Origin of the sequence: Streptomyces sp. NPDC050759 (assembly GCF_044456945.1) — a bacterium.
GTDB lineage: Bacteria > Actinomycetota > Actinomycetes > Streptomycetales > Streptomycetaceae > Streptomyces.
The window spans coordinates 21,863-46,492 of record NZ_JBITGI010000008.1; the positions used below are offsets into that span (position 1 = coordinate 21,863).

Annotated in this window: 19 protein-coding genes; 5 read left to right on the forward strand and 14 right to left on the reverse strand. The window is 71.0% G+C overall.

What is annotated here, in order from left to right; genetic code table 11:
- Positions 1-71 precede the first annotated feature (71 nt).
- A complete protein-coding gene (gene rox / locus ACIBJB_RS23555) occupies positions 72-1,502 on the forward strand; it encodes a rifampin monooxygenase (RefSeq protein WP_398933076.1) in 1,431 nt (476 codons plus the stop codon).
- 189 nt (positions 1,503-1,691) lie between these two features.
- On the opposite strand, the gene ACIBJB_RS23560 is transcribed toward rox, so the two are convergent.
- A complete protein-coding gene (locus ACIBJB_RS23560) occupies positions 1,692-2,036 on the reverse strand; it encodes a helix-turn-helix transcriptional regulator (RefSeq protein WP_398933077.1) in 345 nt (114 codons plus the stop codon).
- A gap of 131 nt (positions 2,037-2,167) precedes the next feature.
- Between ACIBJB_RS23560 and ACIBJB_RS23565 the strand changes: the two genes are divergently transcribed.
- Positions 2,168-2,908, forward strand: coding sequence for an ANTAR domain-containing protein (locus ACIBJB_RS23565; protein ID WP_398933078.1), 741 nt, complete (start codon positions 2,168-2,170; stop codon positions 2,906-2,908).
- Positions 2,909-3,192: 284 nt separating this feature from the next.
- The gene (locus ACIBJB_RS23570; RefSeq protein WP_398933079.1) at positions 3,193-3,768 is read left to right on the forward strand and encodes a dihydrofolate reductase family protein; all 576 of its coding nucleotides are present in this window, start codon (positions 3,193-3,195) and stop codon (positions 3,766-3,768) included.
- Positions 3,769-3,901: 133 nt separating this feature from the next.
- On the opposite strand, the gene meaB is transcribed toward ACIBJB_RS23570, so the two are convergent.
- The 7 genes from meaB to ACIBJB_RS23605 all read right to left on the reverse strand — a co-directional run bounded on the left by meaB (position 3,902) and on the right by ACIBJB_RS23605 (position 16,402).
- On the reverse strand, positions 3,902-4,891 hold the full coding sequence (gene meaB / locus ACIBJB_RS23575; protein ID WP_280861690.1) for a methylmalonyl Co-A mutase-associated GTPase MeaB: 990 nt from the start codon (positions 4,889-4,891) through the stop codon (positions 3,902-3,904).
- Positions 4,888-7,080: a methylmalonyl-CoA mutase gene (gene scpA / locus ACIBJB_RS23580; protein WP_398933080.1), complete on the reverse strand. Its 2,193-nt coding sequence runs from the start codon at positions 7,078-7,080 to the stop codon at positions 4,888-4,890. Before scpA ends, meaB begins: the two co-directional genes overlap by 4 nt.
- Positions 7,080-8,888, reverse strand: a complete 1,809-nt coding sequence (locus ACIBJB_RS23585; RefSeq protein ID WP_398933081.1) for a methylmalonyl-CoA mutase family protein — start codon at positions 8,886-8,888, stop codon at positions 7,080-7,082. The genes scpA and ACIBJB_RS23585 overlap by 1 nt, the downstream gene beginning before the upstream one ends.
- Before the next feature lie 137 nt (positions 8,889-9,025).
- The gene (locus ACIBJB_RS23590; RefSeq protein ID WP_398933082.1) at positions 9,026-11,902 is read right to left on the reverse strand and encodes an AAA family ATPase; all 2,877 of its coding nucleotides are present in this window, start codon (positions 11,900-11,902) and stop codon (positions 9,026-9,028) included.
- A gap of 10 nt (positions 11,903-11,912) precedes the next feature.
- Positions 11,913-14,627: an ATP-binding protein gene (locus ACIBJB_RS23595; protein ID WP_398933083.1), complete on the reverse strand. Its 2,715-nt coding sequence runs from the start codon at positions 14,625-14,627 to the stop codon at positions 11,913-11,915.
- Positions 14,628-14,774: 147 nt separating this feature from the next.
- Complete coding sequence (locus ACIBJB_RS23600) at positions 14,775-15,596, reverse strand: SDR family NAD(P)-dependent oxidoreductase (RefSeq protein ID WP_398933084.1); 822 nt, start codon at positions 15,594-15,596, stop codon at positions 14,775-14,777.
- A complete protein-coding gene (locus tag ACIBJB_RS23605) occupies positions 15,593-16,402 on the reverse strand; it encodes an alpha/beta hydrolase (RefSeq protein WP_398933085.1) in 810 nt (269 codons plus the stop codon). The genes ACIBJB_RS23600 and ACIBJB_RS23605 overlap by 4 nt, the downstream gene beginning before the upstream one ends.
- Positions 16,403-16,736: 334 nt before the next feature.
- On the opposite strand from ACIBJB_RS23605, the gene ACIBJB_RS23610 reads away from it, so the two are divergent.
- Positions 16,737-18,290, forward strand: a complete 1,554-nt coding sequence (locus ACIBJB_RS23610) for a cytochrome bc complex cytochrome b subunit (RefSeq protein ID WP_398933086.1) — start codon at positions 16,737-16,739, stop codon at positions 18,288-18,290.
- On the opposite strand, the gene ACIBJB_RS23615 is transcribed toward ACIBJB_RS23610, so the two are convergent.
- The 4 genes from ACIBJB_RS23615 to ACIBJB_RS23630 form a co-directional block, all read right to left on the reverse strand.
- Positions 18,220-18,609, reverse strand: a complete 390-nt coding sequence (locus ACIBJB_RS23615; RefSeq protein WP_398933087.1) for a cytochrome c oxidase subunit 4 — start codon at positions 18,607-18,609, stop codon at positions 18,220-18,222. The genes ACIBJB_RS23610 and ACIBJB_RS23615 overlap by 71 nt on opposite strands.
- Entirely contained in the window at positions 18,606-20,351 is a 1,746-nt protein-coding gene (gene ctaD, locus ACIBJB_RS23620; protein WP_398933088.1) for a cytochrome c oxidase subunit I, read from the reverse strand. The genes ACIBJB_RS23615 and ctaD overlap by 4 nt, the downstream gene beginning before the upstream one ends.
- 134 nt (positions 20,352-20,485) lie before the next feature.
- Entirely contained in the window at positions 20,486-21,223 is a 738-nt protein-coding gene (locus ACIBJB_RS23625; protein ID WP_398933089.1) for a GAF domain-containing protein, read from the reverse strand.
- A gap of 51 nt (positions 21,224-21,274) precedes the next feature.
- Positions 21,275-22,039, reverse strand: coding sequence for a GAF and ANTAR domain-containing protein (locus ACIBJB_RS23630; protein ID WP_398933090.1), 765 nt, complete (start codon positions 22,037-22,039; stop codon positions 21,275-21,277).
- A 292-nt stretch (positions 22,040-22,331) separates the two neighbouring features.
- On the opposite strand from ACIBJB_RS23630, the gene ACIBJB_RS23635 reads away from it, so the two are divergent.
- Complete coding sequence (locus tag ACIBJB_RS23635) at positions 22,332-22,499, forward strand: hypothetical protein (RefSeq protein WP_398933091.1); 168 nt, start codon at positions 22,332-22,334, stop codon at positions 22,497-22,499.
- 213 nt (positions 22,500-22,712) lie between these two features.
- Here ACIBJB_RS23635 and ACIBJB_RS23640 read toward each other — a convergent pair whose 3' ends face one another.
- Positions 22,713-23,138 carry a hypothetical protein gene (locus ACIBJB_RS23640; RefSeq protein WP_398933092.1) on the reverse strand — a complete coding sequence of 142 codons (426 nt, stop codon included), beginning with the start codon at positions 23,136-23,138 and terminating at the stop codon, positions 22,713-22,715.
- Positions 23,135-23,782, reverse strand: coding sequence for a hypothetical protein (locus tag ACIBJB_RS23645; RefSeq protein ID WP_398933093.1), 648 nt, complete (start codon positions 23,780-23,782; stop codon positions 23,135-23,137). Before ACIBJB_RS23645 ends, ACIBJB_RS23640 begins: the two co-directional genes overlap by 4 nt.
- Between the last annotated feature and the right edge of the window lie 848 nt (positions 23,783-24,630).

Here is a 24,630-nt window from a genome sequence, read left to right on the forward strand (position 1 = left end):
TTGCGGCAAGGCCCCGGGGGTGCCGCACAATCCCTGTCCGAGGCCAGTACCTGCGGAAACGGGGGACTTCAGTGTTCGATGTGATCATCGCCGGTGGCGGACCGACCGGTCTGATGCTGGCCGCCGAGTTGCGGTTGCACGGTGTGCGGGTGGTCGTGCTGGAGAAGGCCGCGGAGCCGACCGAGATCGTCCGCTCGCTCGGTCTGCACGTGCGCAGCATCGAGGTGATGGACCAGCGCGGGCTGCTGGAGCGGTTCCTCGCGCACGGCAGGCGGTTGGAGGCAGGCGGTTTCTTCGCCGCCATCGACAAGCCCTGGCCTGCCCGGCTGGACAGCGCGCACGCCTATGTCCTTGGCATTCCGCAGACGGTCACCGACCGCCTGCTGGCCGAGCACGCCGTCGAGCTCGGCACCGAGATCCGGCGCGGCTGCGAGCTGGTCGGGTTGAGCCAGGACGCCGACGGGGTGAGCGCCGAACTCGCCGACGGCACACGGCTGCGCTCGCGCTATCTCGTCGGCTGCGACGGCGGCCGCAGCACGGTGCGCAAGCTGCTCGGTGTCGGTTTCCCCGGCGCGCCCGCCGAGGTGGAGATCCTGCTGGGCGCGATGGAGGTGGGCGTGCCGCCGGAGACGGTGACCGCCGTGGTGAGCGAAGTGCGGCGGACCCAGAAGCTGTTCGGCCTCGGACCCGTCGGGGACGGGCTGTACCGCGTCGTCGTGCCCGCCGAGGCGGTGACCGGGGACCGCTCGGTCGCGCCGACCCTGGAGGAGTTCAAGCGTCGGCTCAGGGCGGTCGCCGGTACGGACTTCGGCGTGCACTCACCACGCTGGCTCTCCCGCTTCGGCGATGCCACCCGGCAGGCCGAGCGCTACCGGGTCGGCCGGGTGCTGCTGGCCGGTGACGCGGCGCACGTCCACCCGCCGGTGGGCGGGCAGGGCCTCAACCTCGGTATCCAGGACGCGTTCAACCTCGGCTGGAAACTGGCCGCCGAGGTGGCCGGCTGGGCACCGTGGGACCTGCTGGACAGCTACCACGCCGAACGGCACCCGGTGGCCGCCGACGTGCTGGACAACACCCGTGCGCAGATGGAGCTGTTGTCCACCGAGCCGGGGCCGCAGGCGGTGCGTCGGCTGCTGGCGCGGCTGATGGACTTCGACGAGGTGAACCGGTACCTGATCGAGAAGATCACCGCGATCGGTGTCCGCTACGACTTCGGTGCGGGCCATCAACTGCTCGGCCGGCGCCTGCGGGACCTCACGCTGAAGCGCGGCCGCCTCTACGGGCTGATGCACGCCGGCCGCGGACTGCTGCTCGACCAGACCGGCCGGCTCTCGGTGGCGGGCTGGTCGGACCGGGTCGACCATGTCGTCGACGTCAGCGAGGAACTGGACGCGCCCGCGGTCCTGCTGCGGCCGGACGGCCATGTGGCGTGGGCCGGCGAGGACCAGCGGGAACTGCTCGACCGGCTGCCCAGGTGGTTCGGCGCGGGCGCCCGCGAGTGAAGCAGGGTGCCGCCATCGGCCCGTATGTCGGCAGATTCCGGAAACGCCCTATTCATGACAATCCGGCCCATCGATCTCCAGGCCTGCCGACGACGCCGTGACGGGGCTGCCACGTCTGCCATCAGGTCTACGAGCGCGTGTTCCCGCTGTACGAGACATCTGCCGGGGCGGGTGGGGCCCGTGCGCGCGTCAGGCCGGACTGTGCCGTCGGCTGTCGGGCATCGGGGTGCGGTCCGCCTCGTCCTGGACGAGCAGGGAGAGCAGTGACGCCACCGTCAGGCCGGCCTCGGCGGGATGGCGCAGGACCTTGCCCGGCTCGATGCGGTAGGTGTTGGTGCGACCCTCCCGTACGTGCGAGAGGTATCCGTCCTGCTCCAGATCGGAAATGATCTTCTGGACGGCGCGTTCGGTGAGGCGGCAGCGCGCCGCGATGTCGCGGATCCGGGCGCTGTGATTGTCGGCGATCACGGCCAGCACCCGTGCGTGATTGGTGACGAACGTCCATCCGGTGTGAGATTCGGGCACTCCATCCATGGCAGCAGTCTAGCGATCTGACATTCACGCATTCAAAAACCTGAACGTAATTTCATGTATTAGTTGACGTGTGTGGGTGAGGAGAGAGAGCCTGAGAGGCAGAGGCAGCCGAGCACATGAGGGAGAGGGACATGCCGGAACCTGCGCACTCGGCGCAGCGCCTCACCACGCTGGACGCGCGTCCGCCGTGTCTGGCCACGATCGAGGCCGTGGTGGCCGGGGAACGGACGGACGTCACCTGCCGCGGTGAGTTCGACATCGGAGCCCAGGCGCTCCAGTCCGAGCTGTACGCCGTCCTCGACCGCTCGGCCACCGGGGTGGACCTGGATCTGGGCGGAGTCGGATTCTGCGACTGCGGCGGCCTCAACCTCCTGCTGGACCTGCGCCGGGAGGCCCTCGCCCAGGGCAAGACGGTCACCGTCCAGGCGTACAGCCCGGCCGTCGGACGCCTGCTCGACCTGACCGGAGCCCGGGAGCTGTTCGTGACCGAGGACTCCGGAAACTCCGACGCCCCGGCCGCCGAGCACGCGCCGGTCCCCGACGAGCGGTCCCAGGCCGTGGAGGTCGACCAGGAGCTGCGCCTGGAGGTCGACCAGCTGCGCCGGGCGATGCGGACCCGGCCGACGATCGACGTGGCCCGCGGGATCGTCATGGCCACCTTCGGGCTGAGCGCCGAGGACGCCTGGACGGTGCTCGTCACCGCCTCCCAGAACACCAACACCAAGCTGCACCACCTCGCGCAGGACCTGGTGGGAGCCGTCCACGGCGCGCAGGTGCCGGAGGAGCTGCGACAGCAGATGGCGGTGGCCGTCGCCAAGGTGCGGGATGCGGGACCGGAGTCTCAGAGCCCCCTGCCCCGACCGGCTGTGTGACGTCCAGGAGCCCCCGACTGACCGCTGCCGACGAGCGGCACCTCGCGGCCACCGCGGAACGCCTGGAGTGACCTCCGACCCCCGACCCGTCAACTCCGGTGCGGGGGCGACCGCTTGGCCCACCGGATCGTATGCGCCGGCCTTTCGGGACGGGTCGATGTGGTGCGGGCTCCGCGCCGTGCCCGGCGCCGCGGTGGGCGGGGTGGTGCGTGTCGAGAAGTCCGGCTCGGCTCCGACGTATCCGGTGCAAGGGTCACGGCACACGAGAACCCGGAGGACCGGCCATGCAGACCCGGACACAGCCCCTGATCGTCGATGTGTTCCTCTCCGTCGACGGATGGGCCGGCGGGGCGACCTCGCCCGGCTACTTCGGATACCCCGGCCCCGAGCTCGAGGAGTGGATCACCGCCGAACTCGCCCTGCCGCAACTCGTGATCCTCGGACGACGGACCTACGAGGCGCTCGCGGGCTTGCCCGAGGAGGCGTGGGACGCGTCGTCGCATCGGCTGGCCCGGCTGAACAAGGTCGTGTTCTCGGGGACACTGGAGGCGGCCTCGTGGCCGAACACCCGCGTCTGCCGGGACGACGTCGTCGCCGAGGTCAGCCGGCTCAAGCGCGAGAGTGACGTACCGCTCCGCACCATGGGGAGCCTCTCCGTGGCACGGCAGCTGTGTGGCGCCGGCCTCGTCGACCGGCTCAGGCTCATGACGTTCCCCTTGCTGCTGGGGGCGTCGGGCCGCGAGCCGTTCTTCGCGGGCATCGCCTCTGCCGACCTGGCCCTGATCGGCCACCGGGTCCTGGACGGGCGGGTTGTGCTGCTGGAGTACCGGCCGACCGGCAGGGACATTCCACGGGCCTGACCGCCAGAACCGGCTCTTCTACGGCCCGTTGCGGGGCGGCTCCGCTGTCGAGCACCGGCGGATCTTCGTCCCCGACCACGTCGACCTCGTCGAGAGCCCCCGCAGCCCGTCGGCGATCGCCCGGCTGGGACACCTACCTGCGCTCGGTGTCCTGACCGAACGCCTCGAGGATCCGCTCGGCGGCCAGCGTGGCCGTCAACCGGCCCTCCCTGACCTGCTGTTCGAGGTCCGGGGCGAGGGACCGCACGGCCGGGTCGGCGTGCAGGCGGCCGAGGAGCTCGTCCCGCACCATCGCCCAGGCCCAGCCGACCTGCTGGTCCCGCCGCTTGGCGGTGAGCCGCCCGGCGGAGTCGAGGAGCGTCCGGTGCTGCTCGAGCCGCTCCCACACCACGTCCAGGCCGGTCGACTCGCGGGCACTGCAACTGAGCACCGGGGGAGTCCAGAAGGCGTCCTTGCCGTGCATGAGCCGCAGTGCGCCCGCCAGTTCACGTGCGGCCGAGCGGGCGTCGCGCTCGTGCGGGCCGTCCGCCTTGTTGACCGCGATCACGTCGGCGAGTTCCAGGACACCCTTCTTGATGCCCTGGAGCTGATCGCCGGTGCGGGCCAGGCTCAGCAGCAGGAAGGAGTCGACCATGTCGGCGACCGCGGTCTCCGACTGCCCGACGCCGACGGTCTCGACCAGGATCACGTCGTAACCGGCGGCCTCCATCACGACCATCGACTCCCGGGTCGCCTTCGCCACTCCGCCGAGCGTGCCCGCGCTGGGGGAGGGCCGTACGAAGGCGGCCGGGTCGACGGCCAGGCGCTCCATCCGGGTCTTGTCCCCGAGGATCGAGCCACCGGTGCGGCTGGAGGAGGGGTCCACGGCGAGGACGGCCACTCGGTGCCCCAGCGAGGTCAGCATCGTGCCGAACGCGTCGATGAACGTCGACTTGCCCACGCCCGGCACCCCGCTCACCCCGATCCGCCGGGCCCGGCCGCTGTGCGGGAGCAGCTCGGTGAGCAACTCCTGTGCCTGCGACCGGTGTCGGGGGTGCGTGGACTCGACGAGTGTGATCGCGCGGGCCACGATCGCCCGCTTCCCGTCGAGCACGCCCTTCACATACGCGTCGAGATCGATCACTGCCCGTGCCCGAGGTCGGCCGACAGACGCTCGACCAGGTCGTACGCCGCGTCCGGGATCACCGTCCCCGGCGGGAACACGGCCGCCGCGCCCATCTCCAGGAGGGTCGGTACGTCCTGCGGCGGGATGACCCCGCCCACCACGATCATGATGTCCTCCCGGCCCTCCTCGGCGAGCGCCTCGCGCAGCGCCGGTACGAGGGTGAGGTGCCCCGCGGCCAGGGACGAGACGCCGACGATGTGCACGTCCGCCTCCACGGCCTGCCGGGCCACCTCGCCCGGCGTCTGGAACAGCGGGCCGACATCGACGTCGAAGCCGAGGTCGGCGAAGGCGGTGGCGATCACCTTCTGGCCGCGGTCGTGGCCGTCCTGGCCCATCTTGGCGACCAGGATGCGCGGACGGCGGCCCTCGGCCTCGCCGAAGGCGTCCACGAGCGCGCGGGTGCGGTCCACGTTCGGGGACTCCCCTGCTTCGTTGCGGTACACGCCGGAGATCGTACGGATCTGGCTCGCGTGCCGGCCGTACACCTTCTCCAGGGCGTCGGAGATCTCGCCGACGGTGGCCTTCGCACGGGCCGCGTGCACGGCCAGCTCCAGCAGGTTGCCGTCGCCGTCGGCGGCCCGGGTCAGCGCGTCCAGCGCGTCCCGGCACGCGGTCTCGTCCCGCTCGGCGCGCAGCCGCCGCAGCTTCTCGATCTGCTGGGTCCGCACGGAGGAGTTGTCGACCTTGAGGACGTCGATCGCCTCGTCGGTCTCGACCCGGTACTTGTTGACGCCGATCACCGGCTGGCGTCCGGAGTCGATGCGGGCCTGGGTGCGGGCCGCGGCCTCCTCGATGCGCAGCTTGGGGATGCCGGCGTCGATCGCCTTGGCCATCCCGCCGGCCGCCTCCACCTCCTGGATGTGCTGCCAGGCCTTGCGCGCAAGGTCGTAGGTCAGCCTCTCCACGTACGCGCTGCCGCCCCACGGGTCGATGACCCGGGTGGTGCCGGACTCCTGCTGGATCAGGAGCTGGGTGTTGCGGGCGATGCGCGCGGAGAAGTCGGTGGGCAACGCCAGTGCCTCGTCGAGGGCGTTGGTGTGCAGCGACTGGGTGTGGCCCTGCGTCGCCGCCATCGCCTCGACGCAGGTGCGCGTCACGTTGTTGAAGACGTCCTGCGCGGTCAGCGACCAGCCCGAGGTCTGCGAATGGGTGCGCAGGGAGAGGGACTTGGGGTTCTGCGGGTCGAACTGCCGGACCAGCTTGGCCCACAGCAGGCGCGCCGCGCGCAGCTTGGCGATCTCCATGAAGAAGTTCATGCCGATCGCCCAGAAGAAGGACAGCCGGGGCGCGAACGCGTCCACGTCCAGGCCGACTTCACGCCCCGCCCGGAGGTACTCCACGCCGTCCGCGAGGGTGTACGCCAGCTCCAGGTCGGCCGTGGCACCGGCCTCCTGGATGTGGTAGCCCGAGATGGAGATCGAGTTGTAGCGGGGCATCCGCTGCGAGCTGTAGGCGAAGATGTCGGAGATGATCCGCATCGACGGCTTCGGCGGATAGATGTAGGTGTTACGGACCATGAACTCCTTGAGGATGTCGTTCTGGATGGTCCCGGCCAACTTCTCGGGCGGTACGCCCTGTTCCTCCGCGGCGACGATGTACAGCGCCAGCACCGGCAGCACGGCACCGTTCATCGTCATCGACACGGACATCTTGTCCAGCGGGATGCCGTCGAAGAGCTGCCGCATGTCGAGGATCGAGTCGATGGCGACCCCCGCCATGCCGACGTCACCGGTCACCCGCGGGTGGTCGCTGTCGTAACCGCGGTGCGTGGGCAGGTCGAAGGCGACCGACAGGCCCTTCTGGCCGGCCGCGAGGTTGCGCCGGTAGAACGCGTTGGACTCCTCGGCGGTGGAGAAGCCCGCGTACTGGCGGATCGTCCAGGGCTGGTTGACGTACATCGTCGGATACGGCCCGCGCAGATACGGGGCCACACCCGGGTACGTCTCCAGGAAGTCCAGGCCCTCCAGGTCGGCGCCGGTGTAGAGCGGCTTGACCTCGATGCCCTCCGGCGTCTCCCAGACCGGCTCCGCGCCCTCGGTGGCGTTCTTGACGGCCGTACGCCACTCGTCGGCGCTGCCGTCGGTGGCCGGGGTTCCCAGCTCGATCCCGGCGAAGTCGGGGATGGACGGGCCAACAGGGGCGGTCATCAGGACACTCCCATGCGGTCGAGGGTGGCGGTGAGCACGGCGACAGCGTCGCAGCCCGCGAAGACGTAGGAGTCCACGCCGGAGTACTGCCCGGGCCGCCCGGCGAGGAACACGTGCCGTGCGCCTGCCGCCTTCAGGGTCCCGGCGACGTCGTCGGCCCGTTCCTCGTACAGCGCGTCGCTGGAGCACAGGCAGACCTCGGTCGCGCCGCTCTCCTCGAAGGTGCCCTCGGTGACGGGCTCGATGCCGCCGGCCTGGAAGAGGTTGGCGGCGAAGGTCGTGCGGGCGGTGTGGGCGGCGGCGGGGCCGATCGCGGCCAGGAAGACCCGCGGCCGGGACCCGGTCGCCGCGAGGTGGGCGTCGGAGCGGGCGCGCAGCTCCTCGTACGCCTCGTCGCGCCGCACGCGGGGCAGACCGCCCGCCGGCTGCTCGGGGGCGGGGTCCCGCACGACCGGCTTCTCGGACAGGAAGGGGAACTCGCTGACGCCGGTGACGGGTTCGCGGCGCGTCGCGAGCTTCTTGGAGCGCTGCGCCCACGTCGTCGCCAGGTCCGTGCGGAGGCGGCCGGAGCGCAGGACGGCCGCCTGGCCGCCGTCGCGTTCGATCGTCCGGAAGAACCGCCAGGCGGCCTCGGCGAGTTCGTCGGTGAGCCGCTCCACGTACCAGGAGCCGCCCGCCGGGTCGATCACCCGGGACAGGTGGGACTCCTCGACCAGGATCGTCGAGGTGTTGCGGGCGATCCGCCGGGCGAAGGCGTCCGGCAGACCGAGCGCGTGGTCGAAGGACAGCACGGTGACGGCGTCGGCCCCGCCGACCCCGGCGGCCAGGGTGGCGATCGTCGCGCGCAGCATGTTCACCCACGGGTCGCGACGGGTCATCATCACCGGCGACACCACGGCGTGCTGCGCCTGCGCTCCGGCGCCGGGCGCACCGCACACCTCGGCGACCCGCGCCCACAGCCGGCGCGCGGCCCGCAGCTTGGCGATCGTCAGGAACTGGTCGGCCGTCGCCGCGTACCGGAACTCCAGCTGGGCGCAGGCCTGTTCCACACTCAGTCCGGCCTCGGTCAGCTCCCGCAGATAGGCGACCCCGGTGGCGATCGAGGCGCCCAGCTCCTGCGCGGCCGAACCGCCGGCCTCGTGGTACGGCAGCGCGTCCACGGTCATCGCCCGCAGCCCGGGGTACTCCTCGGCGCACCGGCGTGCGAGCGGGACGACCGGCGCGAGGTCCGACGCCTCGCCCGTACGCGCCTGGTGGCCCAGCGGGTCGGCGCCGAGGGTGCCGCGCGCGGCCTTCCTGTCGATGCCGCGCTCGTCGTAGAGCCGCAGCAACTCCTGTGCGGCGGAGGCGACTTGGCTGCCGGCGTCCAGGGCGATCGGCGCGAGGTCGAGGTAGACGCCGTCGAGGACCTTGCCGAGCGAGGCGACCGGGATGCCGCCCTCGCCCGCGACCAGCCACAGCGAGGTGACGCCGTTCTCCAGGTCCGTGAGCACCGCGGTGTTGTCGGCGACCGCGTGCCGCTGCCGTACGTCCCAGCCGCCGGTGGTGTTCCCCTCGGCGCGGGCGCCGCGCACGAAGGGTGCGAAGCCGGGGAAACCGGGGTGGGGCGCGACATCGTGCGCGGTGTACAGGGGGCGGGTGCGCAGCCCGTCCTCGAGCGCGGTGGACAGGGCGTCCTCAGCTGCCGTGCCGGAGACTTCCTTGCCCGACTTGCGCAGGACACCCGCCACCAGGCCGTGCCACTGTTCAAGGTTCGCGTCAGGGAACTCGGCGGCCAGCGAGAGCCCGTCGTCAGGCAGGACCGTCATGCTCGGATGCTAGGCCAGACCCCCAAAGGAGCAGGAGGGGGCACGGCTGTGACCTTGCCCGCAACGAGAATGTGACCCCGGTCTCGCGGGCCCCGGCAGGCGGAGTCCCGACGTCACGGACGGCGAGCGCGACACCGTCATGTGCCGCTCGCACCGGGACCGGACCCCGGTGCGCCGATCGCGCGAGGTATCTGCTTGCGAGAGGTCACGCCGAGCTTGCGGAACACCTTGTTCATGTGGAACTCCACGGTCGACGTGGTCACGAACAACCGCGTCGCGATCTCCGCGTTCGTCAGCCCCGAAACGGCCATGGAGGCCACCTGCCGTTCCCGGGGCGTGAGATCGAACCTGGTCTCCTCCGTCCGCCTGCGGGCCGTCTCACCGGTGGCCAGCAACTCGATCCGGGCCCGTTCGGCGTACGGCAGCGCGCCGAAGGCGTCGAAGCTCTCGTACGCGGCACGCAGCTGTGTCCTGGCATCGGAACGCCGCCTGCCCCGGCGCAGCCACTCACCGAACAGCAGCCGGGCCCGGGCCCGCTCCAGCGCCACGGGAACCTGCCCCAGCAGGTCGACCGACTCCTGGTAGTACTTCTCGGCTTCGCCGCCGTCGGCTGTCAGCGCCCGGCCGAGCGCCAGGGTGCCCAGTGCCCATGGGGTGCCGGCGAGCGGGGCGCGTTCCTCCAGCCGGGCCATGGCCTCGTCGGCACCGGCTCGGTCGCCGGCGCGCACACAGGCCTCCACCAGCAGCGGGAGAACGAGACTGCCGCAGGCCAAGGGGTCGCCGTCAAAAACCGCCCGCGCCTGCTCCAGCGCCTGCCGGTAGCGGCCCCGCCCCAGCTCGAACAGGGTCAGCGCGTGCTGCGCCAGGAGCTGGAGCAGGCCATGGCCGATGCCCCTCATCTCCGTCGTCCGGCGCACCGCCGCCCGCAACTCCGCCTCCCTGCCGGTCAGCGCGAAGAGGTGGAGCCGGTTGATGTCTCCGCCGCCGCGGAAGCCGGTGTCGGCCGCTATGTCCTCGAACTCGGCGTAGCGGACCTCCGCCTCCGCGAACCGTCCGTCCCAGAGGTCGCAGCGCGCCTCGACGAGCAGCGTCATGCCCAGTGCGTACAGCGCGCCGGCGTCGCGGTCCGCCGCCGCCAGACGGCCGGCGATGTCGCGCTCGGCCTGGACGTCCCACAGATCGTCGCAGGCCATGGACAGCATCACCGCGAACGGACTGTTCGCGTCGCCGATCTCGTCGGCGTTCCGCAGCCGGTCCAGGGCGGTGCGCAGCACGGGCGCGCCGTGTTCGTAGCCCCCGGCCACGCGCCGGGCCAGACCCTCCATCAGCAGGTCACGGCCGTACGCGACGGTGTCCGGACGCTGCCGGGCGGCGGCAACGGCGGCCGCGACCTCGGTCAACGACGTGCCCTGCGTACAGCCGTGGGCGACCAGCGCGGCGTGCAGCGCCTCACAGAGCAGCTCCCAGGTCAGCCGCGGGTCCTGCGGACCGAGGCCGGTCACGGCGTCCATCAGCATCGCGGGGACATCGGCGACGACGACCCCGAACATCTGCGCGGTCGCCCGTATCCGCAGCTCGCGCGTGCGCATCACCGGGCCACGGATGTCGGCGCCGGCCAGATCAAGGGCGGTCCGTGCCGCCGACGCGTCGCCCGAGACCAGATGGGCCTGCGCCGCGTCGAGCAGCCGCTCGGCCCGCTTGCCCGGGTCACCGGTGAAGTCGGCGGCACGCGACAGGAACAGCGCCTGCTGGGAGTGACCGCCGCGGGAGCGGGCTCGCTCGGAGGCGGCCGCCAGATCGTCGGCGACCTCGTCGTCCACGCCCCCGGAGGTGGCTTCGGCCCGGTGCCAGGCACGGCGGTCGGCGTCCCGTACGGCGTCGCAGGCGGCGGCCAGCGCCGCATGGGTCCGGCGGCGCTCCGCGGGTTCGGCTCCGGCGTACACCGTGGAGCGGATCAGCGGATGCCGGAAGGCCGTCGGCATGCCCCGGCCGAGAATGCCCGCGAGGACCGCCGGCTCGACGGCGCGGGCCGACAGGCCCAGCCTCCCGGCCGCCCGCCACATCATCCCCGTGTCTCCCGCGGGAGCCGCCGCGAGCAGCAGCAACAGGGCTTCGGTCTCCTGCGGCAGGGCTCGGACGACGCGCTGGAAATGGTCCTTCAGCAGGCGGCCCACCGGCAGCGGATCGGGCAGCGGGGCGATACCGGACAGCTGCTCCGGGGCGAGGGCGTCGGCCAGTTCCAGCAGCGCGAGCGGATTGCCGCCGGTGCCGGTGACGATCCGGTCGGCCACGGCCGGGTCCACCCGCCGGGTGCCGAAGGAGAGCAGCACCTTGGCCTCGGACTCGGGCAGACCGGTCACGGCGTGCGCGCCCAGCGCGTCGAACAGGCCCGCACCGCCGAGCGCATCGCGGACGGCGATGATCAGGCCCAGGGAGTCGGCATGCAGCCGGCGAGCGGCGAACGCGAGCGCCTCGGCCGACTCCCGGTCCAGCCACTGGGCGTCGTCCACCAGGAAGAGCAGGGGCTGATCGGCGGCGACCTCGGACAACAGGGTCAGCGTCGCGAGGCCGACCAGGTAGCGGTCCGCGGGCGGCCCCTTCGCCAGGCCCAGAGCCGCGCTCAGCGCGGTCCGCTGCGGCTCGGGCAGCCTGGCCGCCCGGTGCAGGAACGGCCGCAGCAGCCGGTGCAGCGCGCCGAAGCCAAGACCGGTCTCCTGCTCGACCGCGGTCAGCCGGACCACGCGCAGATCCGCGGCCCGGGCCGCGGCGTGATCCAGCAGCCGGGTCTTGCCGATTCCGGGCTCGCCGGTCAGGACCAGGGCTCCGCTCAGCCCGTCGCGCACGGCGTCGAGCAGCCGTCCTATGGCCTCCCGTTCCGCGTGACGACCGACCATGGCCGGGGACTTCCCGGATGCCTGCTGGATGCCGTTCCCCACCATGGGACCGCTCCCCGACTCGTCGAGACCCTGTGAGGGGAACGCTAGGAGCGCCGCACGGTCGGCGGCGAGCGTCATGTGACGGTGGTCAGGACAGTGCGCTGACCACCGTCCGCAGCTCGGCGCGCGAGACCACGCCCAGCTTGGGAAAGATCCGGTGGAGATGCGAGCTGACGGTGCGGTGCGACAGGTAGAGCCGCTGGCCTATCTCGCGGTTGGTCAGTCCGTCGGCGGCGAGCCGGACGATCTGCAACTCGTGGGCGGTCAGCTGGTCCCGGGCGTCCGGGGCCCGGCGGCGGCTGGTCTCACCCGCGGCCCGCAGTTCCCGGCGGGCCTTCTCCCCCCACGGGATCGCGCCGAGCGCGTCGAACATGTCGCGGGCCGCCCGGAGGTGGTCGCGGGACTCGACACTGCGCCGACGGCGCCGGAGCCACTCGCCATAGGCCAGGTGGGTCCGGGCCCTGATCAGTGGCCAGGCGCTGAGATCGGCGCCCAACGCGGCCGTGAAGAGCGGATCGGCGTCCTCGTCGGAGGCCAGCAGGGCCCGGGCCAGACGCAGGTCGGCGTGCAGCACCGGCGCGGGGGTCACCTGGGCGACCTCTTCCAGCTCCGCCACGATCGGGAGCACGGCTGCCGGCCGCCCGCAGTGCGTCGCCGCGTCCACGAGGTCGCCCACGGTCGTCAGCCGCAGGGCGACCTGGTAGGCGGGGTCCGCCGGATCGTGAAGCCGGCGGACATGACCGAGGGCCTCCTCGAACCGCCCGGCGCCCAACGCGGCCAGCCCCCGTGCCATCGTCGCGGTGGCCAGTACCGGACGCGCCCCGGCCGGAAGCCCGATCTCCTCCGCCTCCTCGGCCAGCCGCAGGGCGGAGTCCTCCTCACCCCGCAGCGCGGCCAGTTTGGCCGCGGTGGCGGTCATCAACGCGTACATCATCGTCTGGCTGGTCTCGCGCGCCAGCCTCCGTGATTCCTCGGTCGCCGCGATGGCCGCACCGAGGTCGCCCACCACCAGGGCGCTCCACGCGTCCGCACCGACCGTGCGGGCCAACAGCCCCAGCCGTCCCTGGACACGCAGCGGCGCACCGCCGGCCGCCGAGAACGCCCGGGCCAGGTCGTAGCCGCCGACGAGCAGCGAGGCGGTGCTGAGCATGCGGTAGGCGCGGCCGTCGTCACCGTCTTTCAACGCGACGTGCCGGGCACGGTCCAGGACGAAGGCGCCGCGGTCGACCGGCGCGGCGTAGGCACAGATGGCCAGCCGCCACGGATCGAGTTCGTCCAACCCCATCCGCTCCACGGCCCGAAGGACCCCGCGGCGTCCCTCCGCCCCCGGTTCGGACCAGAAGCACAATTGCGCGGCGCTCCACAGGATCCGCAGCGCCAGCGGGCGGTCCTCCGCGGCCATCTCCTCGGCGAGTGCCGTCAGGGAGACGGCGCCGGACGCGTGGCCGTGCAGTCCCTCGTCGAAGCTACCGCGCAGCCAGACGACCGTGGCGTGCTGCCGCCGCGACAGCGGGCCGGTGAGCGCCTGGTCAAGGAGCCGGGTCACGGTCTCGGGCCGGCCGAGCTCGACGGCGAAGTCGGCCGCCCGCAACAGCCGTTCCGCTCGGTGGCCGATGTCCTCGCTGAGCGCGGCGGCCTGTTCGAGGGCCGTGACGGCCGCCGCGACGCCGCCGCGGCGCGCGGCCCGGTGAGCGGCCTCCTCCAACGCGGCGGCGACCGCCTCCGCCGGGCCTTCGGCCGCGGCCGCCCGGTGACGTATCTGCCGGTCCGGTTCCTGATCGAGTACGGCGCAGAGGGCGGCGTGCGCGGCGCGGCGGACGCCGCCGGGCATGGTCTGCTGGATCGCCGACCGCATCAGCGGATGCCCGAAGCGCAGCTCGGTGCCGACGACGTGGACGAGCCGGGCACGCACGGCCGGGTCGAGCTCCGCGGCCGAGACCGTCGCACCGGTCAGCCGGCGGGTCGCGGCGTAGATCTCGGGAAGCGACGGACTGTCGTCGAGAGCCGCGATCCGCAGCAGGGCTCGGGTGAGGTCCGGCAGGGTCTCCAGGCGGTCGGTGAAGGCCCGCTCGAGCCGCTCGGTGAGGGGCAGGTGGGAGACGTGCGGATCGGCCGACGCGCCGAGGGTGCGCGACAGCTCCGTCAGGGCCAAGGGGTTCCCGGCTGCCTCGGCCAGCAGTCGGCGATGTGCCGTCGGACGCAGGTCGGGAGCGTGGTCCGCCAGGAGTTCCGCGGCCTGGCCGTCGGTGAGCGGGGCCAGGGTCACGGAGGTGAGTTCGTCGGGGCTCAGACGCGACCGGTAGCCGTCGCGTGCGGCTCCCACCATGACCACCGGCTCCGTACCGGCCCTGCGCGCCACGAAGGCCAGCACGCCGGCCGTGGCGTCGTCGAGCCACTGGACGTCGTCGGCCAGGACCAGCACCGGGGCGACGGCGGCGGCGTCGGCCAGGAGGTTGAGAACCGCCAGACCGACCAGGAAGACGTCCGGGACAGCGGCCCCGGCGTGCCCGAGGGCGGTGTCCAGGGCCTGCCGGTGCGGCGCGGCGAGCTCGGCGGCTCCCGCGGCCAACGGGCGGAGAACCAGTTGCAGACCGGCGTAGGGGATGTCGCTCTCGGCCTCGACACCGCTGGTGCGCAGAATCCGGTAGCCGAGCCTCTCGGCGAGAGCGGCGGCCTCGGCGAGCAACGCCGTCTTCCCGATTCCGGGCGCCCCACGGACCAGCAGCGCGCTCCCGTGGCTCCGCGGATCGGCAAGCAACCGGCGCAACAGATCCAGCTGGTCGTCCCGACCGATGAGCTCCACGTTCCCCCCATCAGCCGGGTCCCCGGGACCCGGTCTGTCTGGAAGGTCAGAGTACTGCTCCGAAAAAGGCGGTGTCCGTACGGCGCCTCGGATCCGGTCTCCGCACGGTCCGTGGGCCACCTGGCCCGGTGTCAGGGAAGGAGTCCGTCAGAGGGCGTCGATCATGCCGCCGTCGATCAGGAAGTCCGCGCCGGTGATGTTCCCCGAGCGCCGGCTCGCCAGGTAGAGGACGAGGTCGGCGACCTCGGCCGGGGTGCTGAAGCGCCCGGTGGCGGCCGCCCCGGCGGCGTTGCGGGCGACCTCGCCCGGATCGACGCCCAGTGACTGCCCGACGGTGTCGGCGACACCGCCCGCGCCCTTCCACAGCGCGGTCTCGACCGGCCCGGGACTCACCGTGTTGACGCGGACGCCGTCCGGCCCGACCTGCTTGGACAGGGCCTTGCAGAAGTTCGTCAGCGCCGCTTTGGCGGCGCTGTAGTCGATGACCAGCGGATCGGGCAGGCGGGCGTTGACCGAGGAGACGGTGACGATCCGTCCGTCGCCACTCGCGATCAGGTGAGGGAGCGCGGCACGCGTGGCCCGCACGGCGGCCCTGAAGTTGATCGTGAAGGCCCAGTCCCAGTCGGCGTCGGACACGGCCTGGAAACCGTCGACGCGCGGACGCACCGCGCCGACGTTGTTCACCAGCACGTCGACGCCGCCGTACCCGGCGACCGCCTCCGCCACCAGCGCGGCCGGGGCGCCGGGCTCGGTCAGGTCCAGCTCCACGACGGTGAGTTCGGCGCCGCCCTTGACCAGAGCGTCGAGGCCGTCGGTACGTCGTCTCGACCCCGCGACGACGCGGGCGCCGGCGCCGAGGAGCGCCTCGACGACCGCCAGGCCGATCCCGCGCCCGGCCCCTGTGACCACGGCACTGCGCCCGGCCAGACCGAGGTCGAAGGCGGCGGGCCCGAAGGTGCTCGACGTCATCGCGCGTCCCCCAGGTTCTGCCGGCCCAGCCAGGCCAGGACCGTCTCGGCCACCTCGCGCCAGCCGCTGTCGATGGTCAGGGAGTGCCCGCGATCGGGGAAGCCGATGATGTCGGTGACGGCGTCGGAGTGCCGGTACTGCTTGAGGGTCGCGCGGGTGACGGTCTCGGGAACGGTGTGGTCCTTGCCGCCCGAGATCAGCAGCAGCGGGCCCCGTCCGTTGTTCCCGGTGGCGACCTTCGCCGCGGAGTGCGGGTTGAAGTTGGCGGAGGCCGCCTCGTAGAGCGGCTTGCCGGGGGCCGGGATGGTCCAGCGTTCGTACAGCGCCGCGGACTCCTCCTCGGAGACCGCGTTGCCGAAGGCGAACCGGAACTGCTCAGCGGTCAAGGACACCGCGCGGCGCTTGTTGGCGGGGTTCCTGAACACCGGGAGGGTGGCCCTGAGCGCCGAAAGCGGCACCGGCAGGACGCCCTTGATCTGCGCGGCGTCGATCGCGACGGCCGCGGCGGCGCGGTCCTGGCCGAGCAGCTTCTGCGCGATCATGCCGCCGAAGGAGTGACCGATCAGGACGGGCGGCACGGGCAGCTCGGCGATCAGTGCCGCGTAGTGCTCCACGACGTCGTCGATGCCGTGGTCGGCGATGCTCTCCGGGTTCGCCCGGGCCTCGGCGACGGTGTCGGGGTCGCCCGGCCAGCCCGGGGCGGACGGGTCGTAGCCCTCCTTGCGGAACAGGTCGATCCACGGCTGCCATGAGGCGCTGTGCAGCCACAGCCCGTGGATGAAGTAGACGGGGATCGGCATGGTCATGGCTCAGTCCTCCTGCGTGGCGACGTGCCGTTGCGACAGTGGCTCACACAACCCGAGTTTCGGCGCGTTCGAACCGGGGTGACACCCCAGTCCTTCACGGCCGGACGCCGAGCGGCCCCGGGCTCGCCCCTCGGCCCGAAAGGCGGCCGCCTCCGATCGGGTGCTGTGTGCCCGCTGAGGAGTGTTTCGCCGCCGCTGGGTACTCGCCGACCGTTCCGGCGGGGCACAGACAGAACGGCGGCTGTGCCGGCGCCGCGAGCGAGCGAGTCCGGTGGGTGGCAGAAGGAGCGGTTCGCGTGGAGCGGATGCGTTGCGGGTCCGGCCGGGAGGACGGATGAGGACGACACGGCGTCGGCCGGCACCGCCCTCGTCCGCGCGGCGGGCGGACGGCCGGGTCCGCCGGCCCGGGGAGCGCCTCGTGGACGCGGCCGACGGGCGCCTGCCCGTGCTCGACGGTGGCGGGCGGATGCTGCGCAAGGCGTTCCCCGACCACTGGTCGTTCCTCCTGGGTGAGATCGCGCTCTACAGCCTGATCGTCCTGGTGCTCACCGGGGTCTGGCTGACGTTCTTCTTCCACCCGGAGATGAGAGAGGTGGTGTACCAGGGGCAGTACGTGCCTCTGCGCGGCGTGCGGATGTCCGCGGCCTTCGACTCCACCCTGCACATCAGCTTCGACGTACGTGGCGGGCTCCTCGTCCGGCAGACGCATCACTGGGCGGCGCTCGTCTTCGTCGCCGCGATCGGCCTGCATCTGCTGCGGATCTTCTTCACCGGGGCCTTCCGCAGGCCCCGGGAGGTGAACTGGGTCATCGGCGTCACGCTGTTCGTGCTCGCGCTCGCCGAGGGCTTCGCGGGCTACTCGCTCCCCGACGACCTGCTGTCCGGCACGGGGCTGCGCATCGCGCAGGGCATCATGCTGTCGATCCCGGTGGTGGGCACGTATGTGAGCATGTTCGTGTTCGGCGCCGAGTACCCCGGCGAGGACATCGTCCCGCGGCTGTACGGCATGCACATCCTGCTGTTGCCCGGGGCGTTGATCGCCCTGGTCACGGTGCATCTGATCCTGGTGTTCTACCTGAAGCACACCCAGTGGCGAGGCCCCGGACACTCGAACCGCAATGCGGTCGGCAAGCCGTTCTACCCGCAGTTCATGGCCTCCTCCGGTGGCCTGTTCCTCATGGTCTTCGGGGTCCTGGCGCTGCTCGGCGGCGTCGCCCAGGTCAACCCGGTGTGGGTGTACGGCCCCTACCGGCCGGACCAGGCGTCGACCGGTTCCCAGCCCGACTGGTACGTCGGTTTCCTGGAGGGCGCGCTACGGCTCGTACCCCCGTGGGAGACGACCCTCGCCGGACACACCCTCATGTGGAACGTGCTGCTCCCGGCGGTCGTCCTGCCCGCGCTGCTGTTCCTGGTGCTGTATCTGTACCCCTTCGTCGAGCAGCGGCTGACCGGGGAACGGAGGCAGGAGCAGCACCTGTGCGACCGGCCGCGGGAACGTCCCGTCCGTACCGGTCTCGGTGCCGCCGGGATCACCTTCTACGGCGTTCTGCTGCTGGCCGGCGGCAACGACGTCGTGGCCCAGACCTTCCGGATCTCACTGAACACGCTCACCTGGGTGCTGCGCATCGCCCTGGTGGTGGCGCCGGTGCTGGTCTTCCTGCTCACGCGTCGGCTCTGCCACGCCCTCCTGGACGCCGAACGCGAGACGCTGGAGGAGGGCGAGGAGACCGGTGAGGTGCGCCAGAACGTGGCGGGCGGATACGAGAGCGGACACCGCCCCGTCGACCACGTCCGGCCCGGGGCTCCCCGGGCCCCGATCAGCTCTGCCGACGGGCGTACTGGAACACCAACCCGAGAACACCCCGAGCCAGCACCCCGAAGCCGATGAGGAAGAGCCACAGTCCGTAGACCACTCCGGTGGACGCGATCGCGAAGCCGAGCGCGGTGACGACCGGCCACGGGCTCTTCGGCGGGAAGAACTCCAACGGCCCGGCCGCGTCCACCACTTCCGCGTCCGTACGGTCCTGCGGGCGCCGGCCCTTGCGCCGGTACTGCACGGCGCAGAAGAAGCTCACCAGGGCGCCCATCAGGAAGGCGACCACCAGCGCCGCCGTCCCGGCGGGATCGCGGGACCACCAGCCGTAGAGCGCGGCGGCACCCGCGAAGAACGCGGCCACGCCGCCGAAGAGGAGCGCCTCCACCTTCATCGCATGCCCTCCTTCTTCGCCTGCTGGGCGATGTCGGGATGATGCAGGTCGAACGCGGGGGACTCCGAGCGGACACGGGGGAGCGCCACGAAGTTGTGGCGCGGCGGCGGACAGGACGTCGCCCACTCCAGGCCGCGTCCGTACCCCCAGGGATCGTCCTCGGTGACCTGCTGTCCGTGCCTGGCGGTGTGCCAGACGTTGTACAGGAAGGGCAGCGTGGAGACGCCGAGCAGGAACGCCCCCGCCGACGAGAGGGTGTTGAGGAGCGTGAAGCCGTCGGCGGCCAGGTAGTCGGCGTACCGGCGCGGCATGCCCTCCTCACCGAGCCAGTGCTGCACCAGGAAGGTGAGGTGGAACGCGGGGAACAGCAGCCAGAAGTGCAGTTTGCCGAGCCGCTCGTCGAGCATCTTCCCGGTGAACTTGGGCCACCAGAAGTAGAACCCGGCGAACATCGCGAAGACGACGGTGCCGAACAGCACGTAGTGCAGATGGGCCACGATGAAGTACGAGTCGGTGAGGTGGAAGTCGAGCGGCGGGGAGGCGATGAGCACGCCGCTCAGGCCGCCGAGCAGGAACGACACCAGGAAGCCCAGCGACCACAGCATCGGCGTCTCGAACGAGATCGACCCGTTGACCATCGTGCCGATCCACGCGAAGAACTTGATTCCGGTCGGCACCGCGATGAGGAACGACATCAGGGAGAAGAACGGCAGCAGTACCGCGCCGGTGGCGAACATGTGGTGCGCCCACACCACCGACGACAGCATGGTGATCGCGATCGTCGCCCCGATCAGTGGCAGATACCCCCACAGGGGCTTGCGTGAGAACACCGGCAGGATCTCGGAGATGATCCCGAAGAACGGCAGCGCGACGATGTAGACCTCCGGATGGCCGAAGAACCAGAAGAGGTGCTGCCACAGCAGGGAGCCCCCGTTCGCCGGGTCGAAGACATGGGCGCCGAACTTCCGGTCCGCCTCCAGGGCGAGCAGCGCGGCGGTCAGGACCGGGAAGGCGGGCAGCACCAGGATCGACGTGAACAGGATGTTCCAGGTGAAGATCGGCATCCGGAACATCGTCATTCCGGGAGCCCGCAGACACAGGATGGTGGTGATGAAGTTGACCGCGCCGAGTGTCGTCGACACACCGGTCACGACCAGACCCATCACCCACAGGTCGGCGCCCGCCCCGGGGGAGTGGTAGGAACTGTTCAGCGGGGCGTACGCGAACCAGCCGAACGCGGCGGCGCCGCCCGGCACCACGAAGCCCGACACGACCATCAGTCCGCCGAAGAGGTACATCCAGTAGGACAGGGCGTTCAGCCGGGGGAACGCGACGTCCGGCGCCCCGATCTGCAGGGGCATCACGGCATTGGCGAACCCCGCGAACATCGGGGTCGCGAAGAGCAGCATCATGATCGTGCCGTGGATCGTGAAGAGCTGGTTGTAGGTGTGCTCGTTCACGAACTGCAGCCCGGGGCGGGCGAGTTCGGCCCGCATGGCCAGCGCCAGCAAGCCGGCGAGCAGGAAGAAGCCGAAGGCCGTGACCATGTAGAGGCGACCGATCTCCTTGTGATCCGTCGTCTGGGTCAAGCGCAACAGCGTATGGCCGACCGAGTGGTGGGAGGCGGTCGGAGACTCGGCCTGATCGGCACGTTCAGAGAGCTCGGTCATCGTCCTCCTCGACGGGATGCCTTGGGACCGGAGGCACCCCGAGAGCCATGCCGTGGAGCGGAGAAGCGGCATGCGAGTGCCCTGGCAGAGCGGCGGGAAACCGGCCGGACACCGGCGTCGGCGACGCTATCGGCGAGACCGCCGGGAGACCTGCCACGCCACGCCCGCTGTCCGTCGATCAACCCCGCGGTTGACACGGGTGCGCGTCACGTCCGGGGCTTGGCCTCGACGACGGCGGCCGGGTTCATGTCGCGGGTGACCAGGGCTTGGACGGTCTCGGTGAGGCGGAGTCGCCGCTGCTTGGCATAGGCGGTGAGCAGGTGCGAGGCTTCGGCGATGGTGGTGTCCGCGTACTGCGCGATCATGCCCTTGGCGATCTCCAGGGTGGCCTTGGAGGCGATGACGCTCTGCACGCGGGTGATGACGTCGTCGGCCCGGGCGGGCTCGCTGGACCAGTGCATCAGGGCCAGGGCCGCGGAGTCCGCGAGGGCCTGCGCCAGATGGACGTCGTCGTCGTTCAGGCGGCCATGGTGTCGCCGCAGCAGCGTGAGTGCTCCCAGTGGTCGGTCCTGCAGACGCATCGGGATCGCCTGCAGGCAGCCGTAGCCGGCTTCGATCATGGCAGTGGCCAGTTCGGGCCGGCGTTCGCGCTCCGCGGCCATGTCGGGGACGCTCACGGGTTCGCCGATGCGGTAGCTGTCCATGCAGGGGCCGTGGCCGTTCTGCAGTTGGAGGAGTTCGGTGAAGGCGGCGTCCTCGTGGGTGGAGGCCATCGTCCTGAGGCCGCCTCGTGCGTCGGCGATCATGACGGCTGCCGCGTCGATGTCGAGCAGGTCGTGGCAGGCGTGGACCAGGTTGTGGAAGAGGTGCAGTGGGTCGAACTCCGCGGCGTAGGTGTCCGACAGGGCGAGGAAAGCCTGCGCCAGCTGTCGCTCGCGGTTCATGGTCGCCTCCCCGGCGCTGTGGTTACGGGTACCGGCACGGGTGCCGGCCGCTCAGTCATCGCGGAGGTCCATGGTGCGCTCGATGACCGCCCGGGCCACTTCGGTGGCGGTGCGGCCCTGGGTGAAGGCCCGCGCACGCAGGCGTAGCAGCGCTTCCTCGGCGCTCACGCCCAGCTGCATCATGATCATCCCGGTGGCCTGATGCACCTCCTCCCGGTCCGATTCCGCTCCTGACAGCCACGTTACGACTCCTTCGAAGTCCGGGGAAGCCTGATCAAGAGCGAGCACCGCCAGGGTGACCGCGTCGGCGACCAGGAGCATGGTCCGCACATGATCACTGCTCAGAGAGCCCGGAGTGTCCCGATACAGATCAAGTGTGCCCAGTGCGCTCCCGGCACCCGTCAGTGGTGCGGAGAAGACCGCCCGTGCCCCCGCCTTGACGGCTTGAACGGAGAACAGCGGCCAGCGGTCGGCATCCGGGGTGCGAGCCAGATCTGAGGCCAGTACGGGCGCGGACAGCCGGACCGCCTCCCGGCACGGTCCCTCGCCGAGCGTGTACTGAAGCTCCGCCAGCCGTGTGGAGACGTCGTTGCTGGCACACAGCACGACTCCGGTGTCCGGGTTGTCCCCGAGCACCGACACCGAGAGTCCCAGGCCTGGGGGAAGCAGCCCGACGCAGGCTCGGCACAGCGCGTCCGGCACCTCCTGCGGAGGCAGTCCGCGCACGTCGGCGATGAGCCGTTGAGTGATGCGGGCACGCTCGATGTCCGTCTCTTCCCCGGCGTCTCCGCCGCCCAGCAGATCGTCGCCGGACATGGCCTGCACCTCCCCGCGGTCGCTTCGCGCGAACGGCCTCATCTGATCCTGACACAACTGGCCGCTCATGGTCGCGGACCTGCTCGCGCGACCTGTGGCCCCGGCAGGCGAGGCGTCGGCGGACGCTGCGACCGGCGACATCACGGTCGGTCCGCCCGCCGGCCGGGACTTGTCTCGTCCACTGCACGGCTCTTGGTGGCGACGGGCTGAGCAGTGTGGCCGTCGTGGACGGTGGAGGGACAGTGACCCCGAAGGTCGCCGAACTGGCTGTCGAGGGAGGAGGAGTGAATGCGTGCACGGCCGTCATGACCGTGTCCAGATCAGCGACCAGGCCGGCAACCTGCCTGGACGCCAGGATGTCGGCCATGGCGGCGCGGTTGTCGGCTCGATCTCGGCGATGTCGGCGCAGCGCCGGCTCGGGGGTACGACGGTGCCCACCGTGGGAGACGAGGGCCAATAGCCGTGATCGGTGGGGGAGAGGTGCTGCTGGAGGTACTCGGCGATGCCGGGCAGCCGCGCGACGATCCGCGCGTGCGGTCCTTTCCCGTACTGAAGGGCTGGGCGCTGACCAACACAGTCAAACACGCGTCCGGGGCCAGTGCCACCGTCCGCATCGAGTACGCCTCCGACGGGCTACGGGTGGAAGGTCTGAGTGTCTCAGTGGCCTTCGCTGTCATGCCAGGGAGGGGGTTGCCGATCCACTGGTCGTGTCCTCTGCTTCACCGGCGAAGGCCAGGATTCCGTGCACGTGGCACACAGGGTAGGCGTTCCGTTTACGGTTCGCGAAATCATCCAACAATTGATAGCCGGCGCACAAAACGACCTCCCTCCCTTGATACGACTCCAGGTTAATCACCGCAGCCTCGAGAAGGCTGATCTCGTCGGCGAGCAAAGGAATGCTGCGACGCCCTTTGATCGAGGCAAAACCGGCGCGCGCATAAAGTATCGGTATCAGACCGGAACCACTGGCCTTGGTGAGGGTTTCTTTGTCCACCTCGCTGAGTTCGACAATGCGAGCATGGGCGTGCTCGAGAACTTCTATAAGAGTTGCTGCTTCCCGATTTGTGATGGCAATCGCATCCGGCAGGGCCGGCGTCAAAAGCCTGTGAGACCGGTCGTGGTGACGTCGGCGCATCGATCTGCTCCCGGAAGGGCCTGCATGGAGGGCTGAATGCCGCTTGGCATCCAGCCGTCCCGAACCACGACCGATAACGAAGGAGTCAAGCGATGCCTAAGCTTAACGTAAGCGCTTTCACTGTCTAGTACCTTCGGCCATCCTTTGTGTTTGCTTGCGATACCTTTACCGTCGAGAATGGGGTACCTAGCGGATTGGGGAACGGGTGGGTGCCGCGCCTGGGCCTGGCACCCACCCGTTGAGATGGTCCGCAGGTCGAAGACATCATCGCGCCCGTCATTGGTCGGATCCGTGTAGCTCACTCCGATGTCGCTGGGGGCGGCGGACTCGGCCGGTGGGTTCGAGTGCTTTGTGAACCCCTCGCCGGACCAGGGATCGACGATCCCGTTCCGGGCCCACTCCGATGTGGGTTCGGAGGCCGACCACGCGATGCGCGGATCGTCGTGCTCGGCATCACCGGAGTCGTAGACCTCGACCCGCCGGATCTCGTCCGTGGGGCACATCGGGATTTTGACGACGATGGTCTCGTCTTCGACCCGGGCTCCGAACATCGGCGGATCGGCCGGATCCGAGGGCACCAGGCCACACCCTGCGCTCAGCAGTGCCAACGCGGAGAAGATGACAGACGCGACTCGCCACCGGTCCAGAAATTCTATCCACCCCGCCTAAGACCGGCCTGCCGTTCGTACCGGTTGTGGCAGGCGTCAGGACCCAGCCGCCTGGAGCCACCTGCGGCAGGCTACCGCTGCACCCACGCCACCGACTGAGTCGCCATCAAGACCCGGTGGCCGCTCGCGATCCAGCCTGCCGAGCAGACCGCGCTCGCCGGCATCCTCGCCTCCTGCCCGAACCACCGCGTCGACGTCGTCCTCGCCGCTGAACGCGAACTGGCCCGCTGCTCGGTGGAAAGCGGCGGGCAGGGCAACCGGGTCCACGGTGCCTCGTCCGCACCGGCCGCCGCGGCGATCACGACGAGGCCGCTGGCTCGAGGTCCTGGTTTGGAGACCCATGACGTCGCCGCCGCCTGGGAGTTGCCCTCGTTGGCCTGGGGCACCCGCCGGCGGGGAGGGCCCCGCCGTGGTTCGCGCGGCCCGGCCCCCACTGAGCGGCATGCAAGGAAAGCGGTGCGGGCCGTGGCTACGGCCACCGCTGGGCGCGGCGTCTCGCGCTCACCCGAATTGCTGGAATCGCCCAGGCGGTAGGCCGCTGTCGGCGATCAGTGGCCGGACCCGCTGCTCGAGTGTGGCGTTCTCGGTGGAGATCCGCCGCATTGCCTCCCCGGTCCCTCCGGGCCCCAAGTCGGGGACTTCGCCGTGGAGTTCGCCGACAAGAGTGCGCTGAGTGAGGATCTCGGCGCGCTTGGTCTCCGGTGCCGGTCTGCCGTGCGGGTCGCGGGTCTTCGCTGTGCTCGCTGCGCGAGGTCTTGGCGAAGGCCGCGCCACATCCCACACGTAGC

Coding starts and splice junctions, on each gene's coding strand:
- ACIBJB_RS23605 (WP_398933085.1), bottom strand. CDS start 16,402: ATGACCATGCCGATCCCCGTCTACTTCATCCACGGGCTGTGGCTGCAC.
- ctaD (WP_398933088.1), bottom strand. CDS start 20,351: ATGCCGCTTCTCCGCTCCACGGCATGGCTCTCGGGGTGCCTCCGGTCC.
- scpA (WP_398933080.1), bottom strand. CDS start 7,080: ATGACCGCCCCTGTTGGCCCGTCCATCCCCGACTTCGCCGGGATCGAG.
- ACIBJB_RS23610 (WP_398933086.1), top strand. CDS start 16,737: ATGAGGACGACACGGCGTCGGCCGGCACCGCCCTCGTCCGCGCGGCGG.
- ACIBJB_RS23585 (WP_398933081.1), bottom strand. CDS start 8,888: ATGACGGTCCTGCCTGACGACGGGCTCTCGCTGGCCGCCGAGTTCCCT.
- ACIBJB_RS23570 (WP_398933079.1), top strand. CDS start 3,193: ATGCAGACCCGGACACAGCCCCTGATCGTCGATGTGTTCCTCTCCGTC.
- ACIBJB_RS23625 (WP_398933089.1), bottom strand. CDS start 21,223: ATGAACCGCGAGCGACAGCTGGCGCAGGCTTTCCTCGCCCTGTCGGAC.
- ACIBJB_RS23565 (WP_398933078.1), top strand. CDS start 2,168: ATGCCGGAACCTGCGCACTCGGCGCAGCGCCTCACCACGCTGGACGCG.
- ACIBJB_RS23615 (WP_398933087.1), bottom strand. CDS start 18,609: ATGAAGGTGGAGGCGCTCCTCTTCGGCGGCGTGGCCGCGTTCTTCGCG.
- ACIBJB_RS23560 (WP_398933077.1), bottom strand. CDS start 2,036: ATGGATGGAGTGCCCGAATCTCACACCGGATGGACGTTCGTCACCAAT.
- ACIBJB_RS23590 (WP_398933082.1), bottom strand. CDS start 11,902: ATGACGCTCGCCGCCGACCGTGCGGCGCTCCTAGCGTTCCCCTCACAG.
- ACIBJB_RS23630 (WP_398933090.1), bottom strand. CDS start 22,039: ATGTCCGGCGACGATCTGCTGGGCGGCGGAGACGCCGGGGAAGAGACG.
- ACIBJB_RS23600 (WP_398933084.1), bottom strand. CDS start 15,596: ATGACGTCGAGCACCTTCGGGCCCGCCGCCTTCGACCTCGGTCTGGCC.